Raw genomic sequence first — 16,926 nt, forward strand, 5'->3', positions numbered from 1 at the left:
TGGAGAACATCATGGCAGCGTCAAGCCAATCTCGTAGCGGCAGGAAATTCTGGTTGCTGGGGGCAGGCATCGTTCTCGTGGTCGCACTCTATACCGGCGGCTGGTTCTATGCCGCCTCGACGCTGAAGAGCACGGTTCTGACGGCGATCGGCCCCGGCAACAAGGCCGGCGTATCAGGCGAATGCGCTGATATCGACTTCCGCGGCTTCCCCTTCCGCATCGGCCTCTTCTGCTCGAAGGTGGATGTCGACGACAACGTCAATGGCGTATCGGCAAGCTTCGGCGCCCTGCGCTCGGCAGCCCAGGTCTACGCCCCCGGCCATATCGTCTGGGAACTTGATTCGCCCGCCGAAATCCGCACGGCGCACGGCCTGTCGGTCAACGCCGAGTGGACGAACCTGCAGTCGAGCCTCGTCACCAAGCTCAAGGGCATCGACCACTCCTCGACCATCATCGATGGCTTGAAGGCCACAGCCGTCTCCTCCGCCACCGGCCAGACCATCAACTTCGACGCCGCCCATACCGAGCTGCACCTGCGCCAGAACGGCGCCGACCTCGACGGCGCGATCTCTCTGACCGACGCGCAAGCCGTGATCAAGGATTGGCCGCAGGTCTTGCCCAAGCTCTCGACCAGCGCGGATGTCACACTTCAGGGCAAGGCCGGCATGATCGACGGCAGCGACGAGAAGGGCCTCTACGGCGCCAGCGGCGAGCTTCGCAAGGCGGTGGCCGATATGGGCAATGGCAAGGTCATGACGCTGTCAGGCCCCTTCTCCTTCGACGAGGAAGGCTATCTGACCGCCCAGTTCAAGCTGCAGATCGAGGATGTGAACGCTTGGCGCGACAGCATCAAGCAGGGCTTCCCCGATATCGCCAAGACCGTCGACACCGCCGCCAAGCTACTGAAGGCGATGGCCGGCGGCGGCGGAACCGTCTCCGTCGACCTCGTCGTCCAGCGCGGCAACGCCACCGTCAGCGGCTTCATCCCGCTGGGACAGATCCCGCCGATTTGAGGTTTATGCTGGGGCTAGGAACACGCCACGCGTCATAACGTGACGCCGGCGCCTCCCCGTTCTCCCTCATCTCTGTTGAGGGTGGAGATGGCGGTCCGCCTCGGACCTCACCCCTTCTTATCAAGCGTATGCGGCCGCCCGAAGTCCGGCGCGTCGACATCCTGGCCGGCCTCGATGATCGAGCGGCGGATGGCGCGGGTGCGGGTGAAGAGGTCGAAAATCTTGTCGCCCTCGCCCCAGCGGATCGCCCGCTGCAGATAGGCGAGGTCTTCTGAAAACCGCGCCAGCATCTCGAGGATCGCATCCTTGTTGTGTAGGCACACATCCCGCCACATGGTGGGATCGGAGGCCGCCAAACGCGTGAAATCGCGGAAACCGGAGGCGGAATACTTGATCACTTCCGATTCCGTCACCGTGCCCAGATCATCGGCCGTGCCGACGATGTTGAAGGCGATCAGATGCGGCAGGTGCGAGACGATGGCGAGCACCTTGTCGTGGTGTTCGGGGTCCATCACGTCGATCTTCGAGCCCAGCGTCTCCCAGAAACGGCCGAGCGCCTTCAGAGCCGTCTCATCCGTCCCCTCGATCGGCGTGAAGATGCACCAGCGGCCGGCGAATAGTCCGGGGAAGCCGGCGTCGGGGCCGGACTTTTCCGTGCCCGCGAGCGGGTGGCCGGGAATGAAGTGGACGTTATCAGGCATATGCGGCTGCATCTGCGCGATGACGGACGCCTTGGTCGAGCCGACATCGGTGACGATGGCGCCCGGCTTCAGGCTAGCGGCAATCTCCTTGGCAACCGCCTCCGACGCGCCGACCGGCACCGAGACGATGACGAGGTCCGCGTCCCTGACCGCTTCGGCCGAAGACGTCGTGTAGCGATCGCCGAGCTCAAGCTCTTCCGCCCGCTTCAGCGTCTCGGCGCTGCGGGTGGCGATGACCACCTCTTTCGCCAGCCCCAGCCGCTTTATGTCATGCGCCAGCGACGAGCCGATCAGGCCGATGCCGATGAGCGCGATGCGATCGAACTGGACCGTCATGCCTTTCGTCCCATAAACTCGCCGAGCGCCTCGATGACGCCACGGTTGGCCTCTTCCGGACCGACGCTCATGCGCAGCGAATTCTTGAAGCCGTAGCCCTTCACGGCGCGCAGGATATAGCCGCGGCTGGTGAGGAACTCATCGGCCTCATCGGCGCGCTTGCCGTCCACATCGGGGAAATGGATCAGCACGAAATTGGTCACCGACGGCGTGACCTTCAGGCCGATCGCCTCGAAGGCGCCGGTCAGCTTGTCGATCCACATCTGGTTGAAGGCAACGGCTTCCTGCATGAAGGACTGGTCGCGGATGGCAGCCGCACCAGCCGAGATCGCCGCCATGTTCATGTTGAACGGTCCGCGCACGCGGTTCAGCGCATCGACGATATCGGCGGGCGCATACATCCAGCCGACGCGCAGGGCCGCCAGGCCGTAGACCTTGGAGAAGGTCCGGGTCATGACAACGTTCGGGTTCGACGACACGATCTCGATACCGGATTCATAATCGTTGCGGCGCACATATTCGGCATAGGCCGCGTCGAGCACCAGCACCACGTTTTTCGGCAGGGCCGCATGCAGGCGGCGGATTTCGCTGACGGGAACATAGGTGCCGGTCGGATTGCCGGGGTTGGCGATGAACACCATCTTGGTCTTCTCGGTCACGGCGGCGATGATCGCGTCGACATCGACGGTCGCCTCCTTCTCCTTGACCGTGACGACGGTAGCGCCCGCGCCCATGATCTGGATCTTGTAGACCAGGAAGCCATGTTCGGTGATGATCGCCTCGTCGCCGGGTGCCAGATAGACGTGGCAGAGCAGCCCGAGCAGCTCGTCCGAGCCGTTGCCGCAGAGAATGTTAGCCGGGTTAAGCCCATGCACCGCCGCGATCGCCTCACGCAGCTCGACGGCCTGTCCATCCGGATAGCGCTCAAGATTGTCGGCCGCCGCCCGATAGGCGGCAATCGCCTTCGGGCTGGCGCCGAGCGGCGTTTCGTTCGACGAGAGCTTATAGACGCGCGCCACGCCCGGCGCATGTTCCTTGCCGGGCACATAGGCCGCGATATCAAGAATACCGGCACGGGGAACAGGCTTGCTCGTCTCTACGCTCATGGGATCAACCTTGGAAAAGGCCGGGGTGTCCGGCTGGAAATTGCCTTGAGGCAATAGAACGGAAATGGGGCGTTGTCGAGTGGTGGGGGAAGATAGCGCGAGCGGCCCACCACGAGTCTCTTCCCCCCAACGGGGGGAAGGTGCCGGCAGGCGGATGAGGGGGCCGACGGCACAACATCAGACATTTTCAGCAGCACGACGGCTGCCTACCGCGTCCGTGTCGTCGGCACCCCATGCGGCGACAGCACCGGCACGAACACGCGACGCGACGCCCGCACCGCCACCGGCAGACCCTGATAGAGCCGCTTCTGCGCCTCGACAATGATGACCCCCGAAAAGGCCGGCCAGAGTGCCCGTCCGACATATTCAAATGCACCGCGCAGCCGCATCATCGTCCGCAGCTTCGACGGCGGAAACAAAAGCGCCTCGGCGGACGCCCCAGGCGTAAAATTCGTCTCGCGCAACAGATGTGTCAGCTGACCCCGCGAATACGGCCGCCCGGAACCGAACGGCGTGTGCTCCAGCCGCGCCCAGACGCCGCGCCGGTTCGGCACGACAATGACCAGCCGCCCGCCCGGCGCCAGCACCCGCCAGAGCTCCTTCAGCGTCTCGCGCGGGTTTTCCGCGAATTCCAGCGAGTGCACCATCAGCACCCGGTCGATGGAGGAATCCGGCAGCGGCAGTTCCTCGTCGAAGATCAGCGCCGTCGACGACAGTGATCCCATCGGCCAGTTCACGGCGCCCTGCCCCGCCGGCATGAAGGCGAAGGTGCGTTCGGTGTCGGCCTGGAAGCGATCGAGGAACGGCACGGCATAGCCGATGCCCACCAGCCGCTCCTGCGGCAGCCGCACCCAGAGCGAGGAGAGCGCCATGGCGATCGACTGCTCGGCGATGCGGCCGAGGTCGGAATGATAGAACTGGCGTAGGTCGACGATATCTGCGTGCATTGCGATAAATGTTATCAGTGAGCGGTTGGACTTCAAGGCCGCAGCCTCTACATTCGGGGTCAGTCCGAGATAAAGAGGCACTTTAGATTATGAAACCTTTGGATTTAGACGTTTTTCTCTGCCGCACCGATAATTTCGGCGTGCTTGTTCATGATCCCGAGACCGGCCACACCGCCTCCATCGACGCCCCCGATGCCGATGCCGTCATCGCCGCTGCGAACCGTCGCGGCTGGACGATCAGCCACATCTTCACCACCCATCACCATACCGACCACGTCGAGGGCAACCTGGCGCTGAAGGAGAAGTACGGCTGCGAGATCATCGGCCCGATCAACGAGGCGGTGGCGATCCCCGGCCTCGACATGACGATGTCCGACGATGATACCTTCCTGTTCGGCGAGCACCCGGTCCGCGTCATCGAGACCCCCGGCCACACCGCCGGCCATATCTGCTACCACTTCACCGACGACAAGCTGCTCTTTGCCGCCGACACGCTGTTCGCGCTCGGCTGTGGCCGCCTGTTCGAACGCCCGCCGGCCGATATGTGGCACTCGCTGCAGAAACTCGCCGTGCTTCCCGATGAGACCGCGATCTATTTCGGCCACGAATACACGCTCTCCAACGCCCGCTTCGCGCTGACAATCGACCCGGATAACGAACGGCTGAAAGCCCGCGCCGCCGAGATCGAGGCGTTGCGCGCCGAGGGCAAATTCACCATCCCGACGACGCTGGCCCTCGAGAAGGAAACCAACCCGTTCCTCCGCGCCGGCGACCCCGCCATCCGCCGCAACCTGTTGATGGAAACCAAGACCAACGAAGAGGTCTTCGCCGAGATCCGCAAGCGCAAGGATAATTTCTGATGGCGCCGGCGCCGATTTCCGCCGACGACATCATCCGCGAACTGAACTTGGAGCCGCACCCCGAGGGCGGCTTCTACATCCAGACCTTCCGCGACAGCGAAGGTCAGGAGCGCGGCCATTCGACGGCGATCTATTACCTGCTGAAATCCGGCCAGCGCTCGCATTGGCACCGCGTCCACGACGCGGCCGAGGTCTGGCACTTTTATGCCGGCGCACCGCTGGCGCTGCACCGCGCTGAAGACGGCGGCCGGAGCGAGACGCTGATGCTCGGCCCCAATATCCTCGGCGGCCAGCGCCCGCAGGCGATCATCCACGCCAACTGGTGGCAATCGGCAGAGACGCTTGGCGACTATACGCTGGTTGGATGCACGGTCGCGCCCGGCTTCGAATTCTCGAGCTTCGAGATGGCCCCGCCCGGCTGGTCGCCGGACGCCTAGGCCGCTAGCTAAGCCTTACCCTTGCTGCTCGACCACCTCCGGCAGCATCACGAACAGCGATTTGAGCAGCGACACCGTGCCGGAGTGGCCGACGCTGTAATAGATCATGCGGCCCTCGCGGCGGGTATTGACCAGTCCCTCGAGACGAAGGCGGGCCAGCTGTTGCGAGACCATGGCCTGCTGCATGCCGAGAATGTCCTCGATCTGGCCGACGGTCTTCTCCTCTTCCGCGAGAATGCACAGGATGAGCAACCGCGTATGATGAGCCAGCGCTTTCAGAAGTTCACTTGCTGCCCGAGCTTTGGTCGAAAACCCCTGCAATTCGTGATCGGCCATACCCGATCGAGGTGTCGGCAAGTGCATGTTATGTCTCTGCTTGCATATATATCAAAAATGACAAGTGCTCATAACACGTACGCAACGCCGGATAATTTGGATCTCCTAAAGTGCCAAAAAAAGTCACTTGATCAGCAGATAAGCTGTCCGCCGTTAACCTCCAGCACCTGGCCGGTCACGTAGCCTGATAGCGACGGCGCCGCCATGAAGAGATAGGCCGGCGCGCAATCCTCAGCCGTCCCCAACCGCTGCAGCGGTATGCCCTTGCGGGTCTGCTCCAGCTTTTCGGCAGACGAATAGCGCTGGTGGAAATCGGTCTCGATGGTTCCCGGCGAGATGCAGTTGACGCGGATGCCATCCGGCGCGAGTTCGCGCGCGAGCGCCTTCGAATAGGTCGAGACGAAAGCCTTGGAGGCCGAATAGATCGCCGAGCCCGGGCTGCCGCCCGTCAGCGCCGAGATCGACACCGTGTTGACGATCGCAGCCTCGCCCGCCGCCCTCAGCGCCGGCAGCAGCGCGCGTGTGACCTCGACGACCGATGTCTGGTTCAGCTGCACCACCTGGCCATACTGCTCGTCGGTGAGCGTACCCGCCGGAAACCGGCCGAACATCGTGCCGGCATTATTGACCAGCGCGTGGATCGTCTTGAAGTGGTCGAGCACCTTGTTCGCGAAAACCTGGCACCCCTCGCCCGTCGAGAAATCGCCGGCGATCAGGATGGCGCGGCGATCTTCTTCCGCCGTCAGCAGGAAATCCGGCAAGGTCCGCTCGCCGTCGCGACCGGTGTGAACGAGAACCCGCGCGCCGCAATCGAGAAACTGTCTCGCGACCTCGAGCCCGATCCCGCGACCGGCACCCGTGACCACCACATTGCGGTTTTCGAACAACTTCGGATGAAACATCAAACCCTCCCAATCAGCGGCCGAACCGATCCGGATCCGACATGGTGAGAAGATAGCCTCTGCATCCGCCAATGATCAACCGCTACCGGTCTCCGATGGCAGCGAAGAACGTCGAGCGGGCAACAAAAAAGCGGCCTTGCGGCCGCTTCGATGACAGTCAGAGCTGGAAGGCTCAGTCCTTGTTGACGACACCCTGGAGGTGCGTCATTTCCATGATGAAGTGTTCCAGCTTGGACTTGTGCTCGTGATGCTGAGCATCCTCGAGTTCAGTCTTGGCGGCATCGATGCGACGGTCGAGTTCATCCTTGGAGACGTCTTCGACAGGGATCGCGGATTCCGCGAGCAGCGTGCAGCCGGTCGGCAGGATGTCGGCGAAGCCGCCGAACACCACGAAGTCCTTCTTGACACCGCTGGCGGAGCGGACGCTCACGACGCCCGGCTTGATGGTCGTCATCGTCGGCGCGTGGTTCGCCATGACGGTCATCTCGCCCTCGGTTGCCGGAATGACAACTTCGGTCACCATCTCGGACAAGAGCAGGCGCTCCGGAGATACGAGTTCAAAATTGAAATTGTCAGCCATGACGTTTCACTTCTTGATTGTCTTTGAAACGAGAGACGGCGCGCGGGGACGGTCCCTGCGCGCCGTAAGTGAATGCATCAAGCGGCTGCGGAGAGCTTCTTGGCCTTTTCGATGGCTTCTTCCATCGAGCCGACCATGTAGAAGGCTGCTTCCGGCAGGTGATCATATTCGCCGTTGACGAGGCCCTTGAAGCCCTTGATCGTGTCTTCGAGCGCAACGAGCTTGCCCGGCGAACCGGTGAAGACTTCGGCGACGAAGAACGGCTGCGACAGGAAGCGCTCGATCTTGCGGGCGCGGGCAACAGCCAGACGGTCTTCTTCCGACAGTTCGTCCATGCCGAGGATGGCGATGATGTCTTGCAGGGCCTTGTAGCGCTGCAGCGTCGTCTGAACCTTACGAGCCACTTCGTAGTGCTCTTCGCCGACAACCATCGGGTCGAGCATGCGCGACGTGGAGTCGAGCGGGTCAACGGCCGGGTAGATACCCTTTTCGGCGATCGAGCGCGACAGAACGGTCGTTGCGTCCAAGTGGGCGAACGAGGTGGCCGGAGCCGGGTCGGTCAAGTCGTCGGCGGGGACGTAAATCGCCTGAACCGAGGTGATCGAGCCCTTGGTCGTGGTGGTGATGCGTTCCTGCATCGCGCCCATGTCCGTGGCGAGCGTCGGCTGATAACCAACGGCCGAAGGAATACGGCCGAGCAGAGCCGACACTTCGGAACCTGCCTGCGTGAAGCGGAAGATGTTGTCGACGAAGAACAGAACGTCCTGGCCCTTGTCGCGAAAGTCTTCAGCGATCGTCAGACCGGTGAGAGCAACGCGAGCGCGTGCGCCCGGCGGTTCGTTCATCTGGCCGTAAACGAGCGCAGCCTTGGAGCCTTCGCCGCCGCCGTGCTTGTTGACGCCCGATTCGATCATTTCGTGGTAAAGGTCGTTGCCTTCGCGGGTACGTTCACCCACGCCTGCGAATACCGAGTAACCACCGTGCGCCTTGGCGACGTTGTTGATCAGTTCCATGATCAGAACGGTCTTGCCGACGCCGGCGCCTCCGAACAGGCCGATCTTGCCGCCCTTTGCGTAAGGAGCGAGCAGGTCGACGACCTTGATGCCGGTGACGAGGATCTGACCTTCGGTCGACTGGTCGACGTAGGAGGGAGCGTCCTGGTGGATGGCGCGCTTGCCCGAAGTGACCAGCGGGCCGGCTTCGTCAACCGGTTCGCCGATGACGTTCATGATACGGCCGAGCGTTTCCGGACCGACCGGAACCGTGATCGGCTCACCCGTGTCGGAGACCGGCTGACCGCGAACCAGACCTTCGGTCGAGTCCATGGCGATCGTACGAACTTCGTTTTCACCCAGGTGCTGAGCGACTTCGAGCACGAGGCGGTTGCCGCCGTTCGTGGTTTCGAGTGCGTTCAGGATCGCCGGCAGTTCGCCTTCGAAGGCAACGTCCACGACGGCGCCGATAACCTGCGTAACCTTGCCGGCGGAGCCTGCCGCGGCCTTCTTGGGGGTAGCTGCCTTAGCCATCTTCTTACCCTCTTTCCCTTACCTCAGAGCGCTTCCGCGCCCGAAATGATTTCAATGAGTTCCTTGGTGATCTGAGCCTGGCGCTGACGGTTGTAGGAAAGCGTCAGCTTGTTGATCATTTCACCAGCGTTACGCGTCGCATTGTCCATCGCGCTCATCTTGGCGCCCATTTCGCCGGCGACGTTCTCGAGGAGCGCGCGGAAAATCTGGACCGAGATGTTGCGTGGAATCAGATCCTCGAGGATCGATGCCGGATCTGGCTCGTATTCGTAGACCGCGCCCGCATGTGCCGCGTCCTCGGCAACCGCCTCGCCAGCCGAAGCCGGGATGAGCTGCTGTGCCGTCGGAACCTGCGAGATCACCGACTTGAACTCGGAATAGAAGAGCGTGCAGACGTCGAATTCACCGGCTTCGTACATCTCGATGATGCGCTTGCCGATGCTGTCGGCGTTTTCGAAGGCGACACGCTTGACGTCGCGGAGTTCCTTGCGCTCGACGATGAGCGGCAGGAATTCGCGGCGCAGGCTGTCGTAGCCCTTCTTGCCGACAGTGAAGATCTTTACCGTCTTGCCTTCTGCGGTCAGCTTGCGGGCATGATCGCGGGCAAAACGGGAAATCTGCGAGTTGAAACCGCCGCAGAGGCCGCGATCAGCCGTGCAGACAACGAGCAGGTGAACCTGATCCTTGCCTGTACCGGTCATGAGAGCCGGCGCACCATCCGCATCGGTGACGGCATTGGCGATGTTCGCCAAGACCGCACTCATCCGCTGCGAATAGGGCCGGGCGGCCTCGGCCGCCTCCTGCGCACGCCGAAGCTTCGCCGCGGCGACCATTTTCATCGCCTTGGTGATCTTCTGCGTCGCCTTGACGGAGGCGATCCGGTTTTTCAGATCCTTAAGTGAAGGCATCCGTGATCCGTCCTAACTGGGTCCGATTACGAGAAAGACTTCGCGAAGCTGTCGATGGCAGCGGTGAGCTTGCCCTTCGTATCGTCGCTGATGGCCTTTTCGCTACGGATCGTGTCGAGGATCGCCGAACCTTCGGAACGGAGGTACGACAGCAGGCCCTGCTCGAACTTGCCGACCTGGTTGACCGCGACCTTGTCGAGGTAACCGTTGACGCCGGCGAAGATCACCGCGACCTGTTCTTCCGTCTTCAGCGGCGAGAACTGCGGCTGCTTCAGGAGTTCGGTCAGGCGTGCGCCGCGGTTCAGCAGGCGCTGCGTCGAGGCATCGAGGTCGGAGCCGAACTGGGCAAAGGCGGCCATTTCGCGATACTGGGCGAGTTCGCCCTTGATCGAGCCGGCAACCTGCTTCATGGCCTTGATCTGAGCGGCGGAACCAACGCGCGAAACCGACAGACCGACGTTAACGGCCGGACGAATGCCCTGGTAGAACAGGTCGGTTTCAAGGAAGATCTGGCCGTCGGTGATCGAGATCACGTTGGTCGGAATGAACGCCGAAACGTCGTTACCCTGGGTTTCGATGACAGGCAGAGCCGTCAGCGAGCCAGCGCCCATTTCGTCGGAGAGCTTAGCAGCGCGCTCAAGGAGACGCGAATGCAGGTAGAAAACGTCGCCCGGGTAAGCTTCGCGGCCCGGCGGGCGGCGCAGCAGAAGCGACATCTGGCGATAGGCGACAGCCTGCTTCGAAAGGTCGTCGTAACCGATCAGAGCGTGCTGGCCGTTATCGCGGAAGTATTCGCCCATGGCGCAACCGGCGAACGGTGCCAAGTACTGCATCGGAGCAGCGTCCGAAGCGGTCGCGGCGACGACGATCGAGTACTTCATTGCGCCGCGTTCTTCGAGAACCTTGACGAACTGGGCAACGGTCGAACGCTTCTGGCCGATAGCGACGTAGACGCAGTACAGCTTTTCGCTGTCCGGGCCGTTATCGTGAATGGCCTTCTGGTTCAGGATCGCGTCGAGAATGATCGCGGTCTTGCCGGTCTGGCGGTCGCCGATGACGAGCTCGCGCTGGCCGCGGCCAACCGGGATGAGCGCGTCGATGGCCTTGAGGCCGGTCGACATCGGCTCATGAACCGACTTGCGCGGAATGATGCCGGGAGCCTTGACGTCGACGCGCGCACGGCGGGTCGCGTTGATCGGGCCCTTGCCGTCGATCGGGTTGCCGAGAGCGTCGACAACGCGGCCGAGCAGTTCCGGACCAACCGGAACGTCAACGATGGCGCCCGTACGCTTGACGGTATCGCCTTCCTTGATGGCGCGGTCGGAACCGAAAATAACGACACCAACGTTGTCGGCTTCAAGGTTCAGCGCCATGCCGCGGATGCCGCCCGGGAACTCGACCATCTCGCCGGCCTGGACATTGTCCAGACCGTATACGCGAGCGATACCGTCACCGACGGAGAGCACCTGACCGACTTCCGAGACCTGCGCCTCTTTGCCGAAGTTTTTAATCTGATCTTTGAGAATTGCGGAAATTTCCGCGGCGCGGATATCCATCAGCCAACCTCTTTCAATGCAAGCTTAAGGGTAGAGAGTTTGGTACGAAGAGACGTATCAATCTGACGGGACCCGACCTTCACGATCAGACCACCAAGAATTGACGGATCAACCGTGACGTTGACCGCCACGTCTTTGCCGGTGACGCCCTTCAGCGCCGCCTTCAATTCAGTTTCCTGCGCTGCGTCGAGCGCATGGGCCGAGGTAACCTCGGCGGTAATTTCGCCACGCTGCTTGGCAGCGATGACACGGAAGGCCTTGATCATGCCCGGGAGAGCAAACAGGCGGCGATTGCGCGCCACGACCTTCAGGAAGTTTGCAACGAACCCGCTGATGCCAGCCTTTTCGCTGATCGCGATGATCGTCTTCAGCTGATCTTCAGCCGAGAAAACCGGGCTGGAGATGAAGCGCTTCAGATCGTCGCTCTCGTCCAACATCGCCTGAAAACGGTCGAGATCGGCGGTCACGTTCGCGACTGCACCCTCCTCAAGCGCCAGTTCGAACAGCGACGAGGCATATCGCTCTGCAACACCAGATGTAAGCTGGGACGTGTCTGCCACGGGCACAAATTTCCCTGATTTCAACCCAAGAATCCGGCCTCCGGCGGGCGCCTGATTTAAATTCTTGAATTCGTTATGATTTCCCCCAGAAATCGCAAGAGAAGCCTCTTGCTTCTTCCGAAATTCGGGGTCCGTCTAACATAGGATATCGGGACTCGCAACACGCGTAACGCCGTAATCCTATTTTAGCATCGATTTCTGCCGCAAAAATGCCGAAACCGTTCACGGTCCAGAGACCGTCACTCCAAAATCAGCGTGTTTCAGGCGGAAAAGAAACCGAAGACATAGCCCAGCGGAAGCGCCGCCAAAACCACCTGCACAACCAGAAGTACATAATTCATGACAGTGCCTCCCCGGTCGGAAAGCAGCGAGATGATGCGCGCGAATGCGGCCATCGCAAACGCCGCGCCAAGCGCCAGATAAGTGAAGTTCTGCGCCAGCATGATCGCCGCCAGCCCGGTGCCGAGATAGAAGCCGCCCATCGAGCGCAGCTCGGCATAACCGTCGCGGCGCCCCTCGCGCACCTGCATCCCGAAGAGCCGCATCGCATAGCCCGGCGCGAACATGATGATGAAGCCCGCAAGCGCGGTAAACGCGGCGGCACCGAAGGCTAGCTGCTCGCCCAGCTCCGTCGGAAAGTAGAATTCCATGATGTGACCCCAAATCACTGTGATTTGCAGCCCTTATGCCATGATATCGGCAGGCCGCAAACGCCCGAGATCGCCTGATCTAAAGGAAGCTCTGCGGATCGATATCAAGCTGCACATGGATGGAGCCGCGCTCTTTCGGCGATTGCGCCAGCATGGTGCGCAGGTAGGCCTGCATGTCGGAGTTCCGGCGGCCATGCACGAGGAGCCGGAAGCGATGGCGTCCGCGCACCAGCGCCAGCGGCGCCTCGGCCGGCCCGAGCACGGAGATGCCCGTCACCTGCGGTGCTGCGTTTCGCATGCTGCGCGCATGCCCCTCCGCATCCTGCCGTGTTTCCGCCGAGACGATGATCGATGCCAGCCGCCCGAACGGCGGCAGGATCGCCCGCTCGCGCTCGGCGATCTCGCGCTCGTAGAAGGCGCCCGCGTCACCCGAGACGATCGCCTGCATCACGGGGTGCTGCGGCTGGTAGGTCTGCAGCAGGCCATGGCTCTTCAGGCCCGTACGCCCGGCGCGACCCGTCACCTGCGACAGCAGTTGGAAGGTCCTCTCGGCGGCGCGCGGATCGCCGTTCGCCAGGCCGAGATCGGCGTCGATGATGCCCACCAGCGTCATCAGCGGGAAGTTATGCCCCTTGGCCACCAGCTGCGTGCCGATGACGATATCCGCCTCGCCCTTGGCGATGGCGTCGAGCTCCAGCCTGAGCCGCTTCACCCCGCCCATGATGTCGGAGGAAAGCACGATCGTCCGCGCCTCGGGAAAATGCCGCTCCACCTCTTCCGCGATCCGCTCCACCCCCGGCCCGCAGGCAACGAGATGATCGAACGTGCCGCATTCCGGGCAGGCCTCGGGCGTATGCTGGTGATAGCCGCACTGGTGGCACTGCAGCTGCCGCTTGAACCGGTGCTCGACCAGCCAGCTGGAGCATTGCGGGCACTGGAAGCGATGGCCGCAGACCCGGCAAAGCGTCAACGGCGCATAGCCCCGCCGGTTCAGGAACAACAGCGCCTGCTGCTTCTTCTCCACCGTCTTGCCGATCGCCCTCAAGAGCACCGGCGACAGGAAGCCGCCACGCTCCGGCGCATGCCTTCGCATATCGACCAGATGCAGATCCGGCAGCGCCGCGTCGCCGAAGCGGGTCGGCAGATGGATGGTCGTATAGCGCCCGCTCTGGCCGTTGACCTGGCTCTCGACCGATGGCGTGGCCGAAACCAACACCAGCGGGAAATCGCCGATCCGGGCGCGCACGACCGCCATGTCGCGGGCATTGTAATAGACCCGGTCTTCCTGCTTGTAGGCCGGATCGTGCTCTTCATCGACGATGATCAGTCCGAGATCCTCGAACGGCAGGAACAGCGCCGAACGCGCGCCCGCCACGACCCGGACCTCACCCGTCACCGCCTGCCGCCAGACCTTCTCGCGCGTCTTCGGCGCCAGATCGGAATGCCACTCGGCGGGCTTCGCCCCGAAGCGATCCTGAAAGCGCTCGAGGAAACTCGCCGTCAGCGCTATCTCCGGCAACAGGATCAGCACCTGTTTGCCGCGCTTCAGCGTCTCGGCGATCGCCTCGAAATAGACCTCGGTCTTGCCCGAACCGGTGACGCCATCGATCAGCGACACCGCGAACTGACCGTTGCGGACTTCTTCCAAGATCTCGTCAGCCGCCTCCTTCTGCGGACCGGCGAGCCGCGACGGCGCGAAATCCGGATCCGGCTTCGCCACGATCGGCGGCGGCGGCAAAAAGATTGCCTCGAATATCCCCTGGGCGATCAAGCCGTCCACCACGCTGGTCGAAACCCCGGCCGCATGCGCCAGCCCGATGCGTGTCCACGACAGCCCGTCGCCGGCGGCATCGAGCACGCGCGCGCGCGCCGGCGTCATCCGCTCCGGCTCGCCGCCCACGAAGCGCAACCCCTCGACCATCGGTTCCGGATCGAAGGCGTTCGGCACACGCAGCGCCATCCGCGCCACCAGCCCCGGCGGCGACAGCGTATAGCTCGCCACCCAGTCGATGAAATCGCGCATGTCCTTGGAGAGCGGCGGGCAATCGAACACCTTGGTGATCGGCCGAAGCTTCTTCGGATCGACGCTTTCGTCTCCCCCCTCCCAGACCGCGCCCATCACCTGGCGCGGCCCAAGCGGCACCTGCACCACGGAGCCGGGCTCCACCGCCATGCCCTCGGGCACCGAATAGGAATAGGGCCTGGGCGCCGGCATGGGTACGAGCACCGACACCGTGCGCACGGCGGGCGGCGGCTCGATCGGGCCAAAGAGGTCGGACGAATCTATGCTCATCGGGCGCGACCATGCCCGCAACGAGACCAAAATGAAACCCGCGACATCGCGCTATCAATCGTCATCATCGTCCTCGCCGGCGATCGTGCCGGTAAGCCGCATGCCCTCGATCCAGGTGGCGCCGTTTTCGCGGATCACCTTGCGCGGCCGGACGCCGCAGCGCTCGCGCACGGCTTCCGCCAGCTGTGCCGAGTGGGTGACAATCCACACCTGGCTGCTCTTCGATGCCGTCGCGATCATATCCGCCAGCGGCTCAAGCATATCTGGATGCAGGCTCGCTTCCGGCTCGTTGAGCGCGATCAGCGGCGGCAGGCGATAGGACAGCAGCGCCGCCGCCAGCCCGAGGAAGCGGATCTGCCCGTCGGACAATTCACGCGGCTGGAGCACCCGGTGTGGAAAATCGGGAAAAGCGAGCCCGAACGATGCCGTCTCCTCCGGCTCCGGCACCACGAGCCGCGCACCGCCGAAGGCCGAGGCGACGACGCGGTCGAGATCGACGGTATCCTGCCGCGTATGCCTGATCGTCGCGAACACCGCCGCCAGATTGGCGCCGTCCTCATCCAGCATCGGCCCGGTCACGGCAAGGCAGGGCTGGCGCAGCGGCGAGGCGCGGTCGGTGCGGAAGCCATGAAAGAAGCGCCAGTTGGCCACCACCCGGCGAAAGGCGGCAATCTCCGGAAAATGCCCGGCATCGCCAAGCAGCGCCATCGCCGTTTCCGACGTCAGTGCCTGATCCGGATAATCCTGCATTCGCCCGGCGCCATCGCGCACCTGGATGGCAGGCCCCGCCCGCTTCATCATGACAACCGGCCGCCCGTGATCGACGATCAATTCCTCGGCCTTCACCTGTGGCTCCAGCGGAAAGCCGGCAGCCGCCTCCGGCGGACGCAGGCCGACCTCGACCCTGTAGCGAAACGTGACGGCCCGCTCCTCGTCCAGAAGCTCGACCTCGAGCCGCACCCGCGCCGGCCCTTCATTCTGCTTGCGCGTGCCGGACCAAAGCACCGAGAACATGCCGCCCTCGGCCGCAAGCTCGCGCACCAGCCGCCCGGTGACGGCCGCCTGCACCAGCTGCAGCGCACGATAGAGATTGGATTTGCCGACACCGTTCTCGCCGAGAAACAGCGAGGTCTCCGACAGATCCATACGGATCGAGCGGAGCGACCGGTAATTCTGGGCGAACATGGAGCGGAGTTGCATGCCCCGCTTTACCCCATCCGCTCAGCGAAATGAATGGGCATCGGCCATCTCGGGCAGGCTCGGCTCGACGAGCGGCTGAAACCGCGCGTCGCCATCGCGCTTCAGCGCCTCGACGGTGTGCGTCTCCAGCGCCCGCGTGACGTCGTTGATATCGCCATCAAGATGTTCGACCGGGATCATGTCGCCGATGATAAAATCGAAGCGGTCGCCGCGCTTGTTGAGGAGCTCGTGGAACACCGTCATGTCGCGCAGCTCCGTCGACCACTTGGCGAACCAGTAGAACAGCCCGGAATTGCGCGCCGTCATATGAACAGGCAGGATCGGCAGATTGTACTTGCGCGCCAGCCCGACGGCCGACGTCTTCCACGGCCGCTCGTTAAGCCGGCCGTTCGCCCAGTAGGCGATGCGCCCGGAGGGAAACAGCACCGTCGCCTTGCCCTCGCGCACCGCGTGATTGGTCAGCTGCAGCGTCTCGCGCGCCTTCAGCTTGCTCTTGTGCTCGTCGCGCCATTCGACCGGAATGATCATCTCGGCAAAGCGCGGATTGACGCGCACCGCATCGCGATTGGCGAATACCATCATGTCAGGCCGCCGCGTCTTCAATAGGTCGAACACCGCGACGCCATCGGCAATCCCCGTGGGATGGTTGCTGACCAGAATGAAGCCGCCCTTGTCGGGAATACGCTCGGCATTGGTCACGCCGATATCGAGATTGAGCAGATCACTCATATACTCGAAGCACTGAAAGCCGGGCATGTTGGCGATGTCGTTGGCGAAGGTCATCGCCTTGTTGTAGCGCAGCAGCGTATAGAGAAACGGCCGCATGACGGGCCACAGCGGGTGGCCGACGATGCGTTGTCCGCGTTCGGCGATCAGCGTGTCGACGATATGTCCGGGTCTGCCTTGGGAAACGAGCGCGATCGTTTCTGCGAATTGTCCGAATGCCGTCGTAGGTTGGCGCCGTGCCATGCAAGATCCTGCCTCGTTGGGAAACCAGTTATCGCGATTATTATGA

17 protein-coding genes are annotated in these 16,926 nt (G+C 62.9%); 3 read left to right on the top strand and 14 right to left on the bottom strand.

All coding sequences use genetic code 11. The features are described from left to right. Positions 1-11 precede the first annotated feature (11 nt). Positions 12-1,013 (top strand): DUF2125 domain-containing protein, encoded by a 1,002-nt coding sequence (locus tag B3605_RS13530; protein WP_112941414.1) that lies wholly within the window; start codon positions 12-14, stop codon positions 1,011-1,013. Between the two features lie 107 nt (positions 1,014-1,120). Here B3605_RS13530 and B3605_RS13535 read toward each other — a convergent pair whose 3' ends face one another. From B3605_RS13535 to B3605_RS13545, 3 genes are all read right to left on the bottom strand, one after another. Then, complete coding sequence (locus B3605_RS13535; RefSeq protein WP_112941415.1) at positions 1,121-2,050, bottom strand: prephenate/arogenate dehydrogenase family protein; 930 nt, start codon at positions 2,048-2,050, stop codon at positions 1,121-1,123. After that, positions 2,047-3,156 (bottom strand): histidinol-phosphate transaminase, encoded by a 1,110-nt coding sequence (hisC, locus tag B3605_RS13540; RefSeq protein WP_111565141.1) that lies wholly within the window; start codon positions 3,154-3,156, stop codon positions 2,047-2,049. The genes B3605_RS13535 and hisC overlap by 4 nt, the downstream gene beginning before the upstream one ends. A gap of 206 nt (positions 3,157-3,362) precedes the next feature. Beyond that, positions 3,363-4,139, bottom strand: coding sequence for a class I SAM-dependent methyltransferase (locus B3605_RS13545; RefSeq protein WP_026283544.1), 777 nt, complete (start codon positions 4,137-4,139; stop codon positions 3,363-3,365). 53 nt (positions 4,140-4,192) lie between these two features. Here B3605_RS13545 and gloB point away from each other — a divergent pair, with 53 nt between their 5' ends. Together gloB and B3605_RS13555 are read left to right on the top strand one after the other, a co-directional pair. After that, positions 4,193-4,963, top strand: coding sequence for a hydroxyacylglutathione hydrolase (gloB, locus tag B3605_RS13550; RefSeq protein WP_026283543.1), 771 nt, complete (start codon positions 4,193-4,195; stop codon positions 4,961-4,963). 14 nt (positions 4,964-4,977) lie between these two features. After that, positions 4,978-5,400, top strand: coding sequence for a cupin domain-containing protein (locus B3605_RS13555; RefSeq protein ID WP_112941433.1), 423 nt, complete (start codon positions 4,978-4,980; stop codon positions 5,398-5,400). A 15-nt stretch (positions 5,401-5,415) separates the two neighbouring features. Here the strand turns inward: B3605_RS13555 and B3605_RS13560 are convergent, their stop codons facing one another. From B3605_RS13560 to B3605_RS13610, 11 genes are all read right to left on the bottom strand, one after another. Further along, positions 5,416-5,763: an ArsR/SmtB family transcription factor gene (locus tag B3605_RS13560; RefSeq protein ID WP_026283541.1), complete on the bottom strand. Its 348-nt coding sequence runs from the start codon at positions 5,761-5,763 to the stop codon at positions 5,416-5,418. A 104-nt stretch (positions 5,764-5,867) separates the two neighbouring features. After that, positions 5,868-6,638: an SDR family NAD(P)-dependent oxidoreductase gene (locus tag B3605_RS13565; RefSeq protein WP_112941416.1), complete on the bottom strand. Its 771-nt coding sequence runs from the start codon at positions 6,636-6,638 to the stop codon at positions 5,868-5,870. Positions 6,639-6,810: 172 nt separating this feature from the next. Further along, positions 6,811-7,218 (bottom strand): F0F1 ATP synthase subunit epsilon, encoded by a 408-nt coding sequence (locus tag B3605_RS13570; RefSeq protein WP_112941417.1) that lies wholly within the window; start codon positions 7,216-7,218, stop codon positions 6,811-6,813. 77 nt (positions 7,219-7,295) lie between these two features. Further along, positions 7,296-8,744 (bottom strand): F0F1 ATP synthase subunit beta, encoded by a 1,449-nt coding sequence (gene atpD, locus B3605_RS13575; RefSeq protein ID WP_018901477.1) that lies wholly within the window; start codon positions 8,742-8,744, stop codon positions 7,296-7,298. A 23-nt stretch (positions 8,745-8,767) separates the two neighbouring features. Next, the gene (locus B3605_RS13580) at positions 8,768-9,652 is read right to left on the bottom strand and encodes a F0F1 ATP synthase subunit gamma (protein ID WP_018901476.1); all 885 of its coding nucleotides are present in this window, start codon (positions 9,650-9,652) and stop codon (positions 8,768-8,770) included. A gap of 26 nt (positions 9,653-9,678) precedes the next feature. Continuing rightward, complete coding sequence (gene atpA, locus B3605_RS13585; protein ID WP_018901475.1) at positions 9,679-11,208, bottom strand: F0F1 ATP synthase subunit alpha; 1,530 nt, start codon at positions 11,206-11,208, stop codon at positions 9,679-9,681. Continuing rightward, a complete protein-coding gene (locus B3605_RS13590; protein WP_026283540.1) occupies positions 11,208-11,774 on the bottom strand; it encodes a F0F1 ATP synthase subunit delta in 567 nt (188 codons plus the stop codon). Before B3605_RS13590 ends, atpA begins: the two co-directional genes overlap by 1 nt. Positions 11,775-12,028: 254 nt before the next feature. After that, on the bottom strand, positions 12,029-12,418 hold the full coding sequence (locus B3605_RS13595; RefSeq protein WP_112941418.1) for a DUF4345 family protein: 390 nt from the start codon (positions 12,416-12,418) through the stop codon (positions 12,029-12,031). Positions 12,419-12,497: 79 nt separating this feature from the next. Continuing rightward, positions 12,498-14,711, bottom strand: a complete 2,214-nt coding sequence (locus B3605_RS13600) for a primosomal protein N' (protein ID WP_112941419.1) — start codon at positions 14,709-14,711, stop codon at positions 12,498-12,500. 54 nt (positions 14,712-14,765) lie between these two features. Continuing rightward, positions 14,766-15,911, bottom strand: coding sequence for an AAA family ATPase (locus B3605_RS13605; RefSeq protein ID WP_296434477.1), 1,146 nt, complete (start codon positions 15,909-15,911; stop codon positions 14,766-14,768). A 21-nt stretch (positions 15,912-15,932) separates the two neighbouring features. Continuing rightward, on the bottom strand, positions 15,933-16,880 hold the full coding sequence (locus tag B3605_RS13610) for a GNAT family N-acetyltransferase (protein WP_112941421.1): 948 nt from the start codon (positions 16,878-16,880) through the stop codon (positions 15,933-15,935). Positions 16,881-16,926: the final 46 nt, after the last annotated feature.

This window comes from Rhizobium sp. UBA1881 (assembly GCF_002338015.1).
Lineage (GTDB): Bacteria > Pseudomonadota > Alphaproteobacteria > Rhizobiales > Rhizobiaceae > Rhizobium.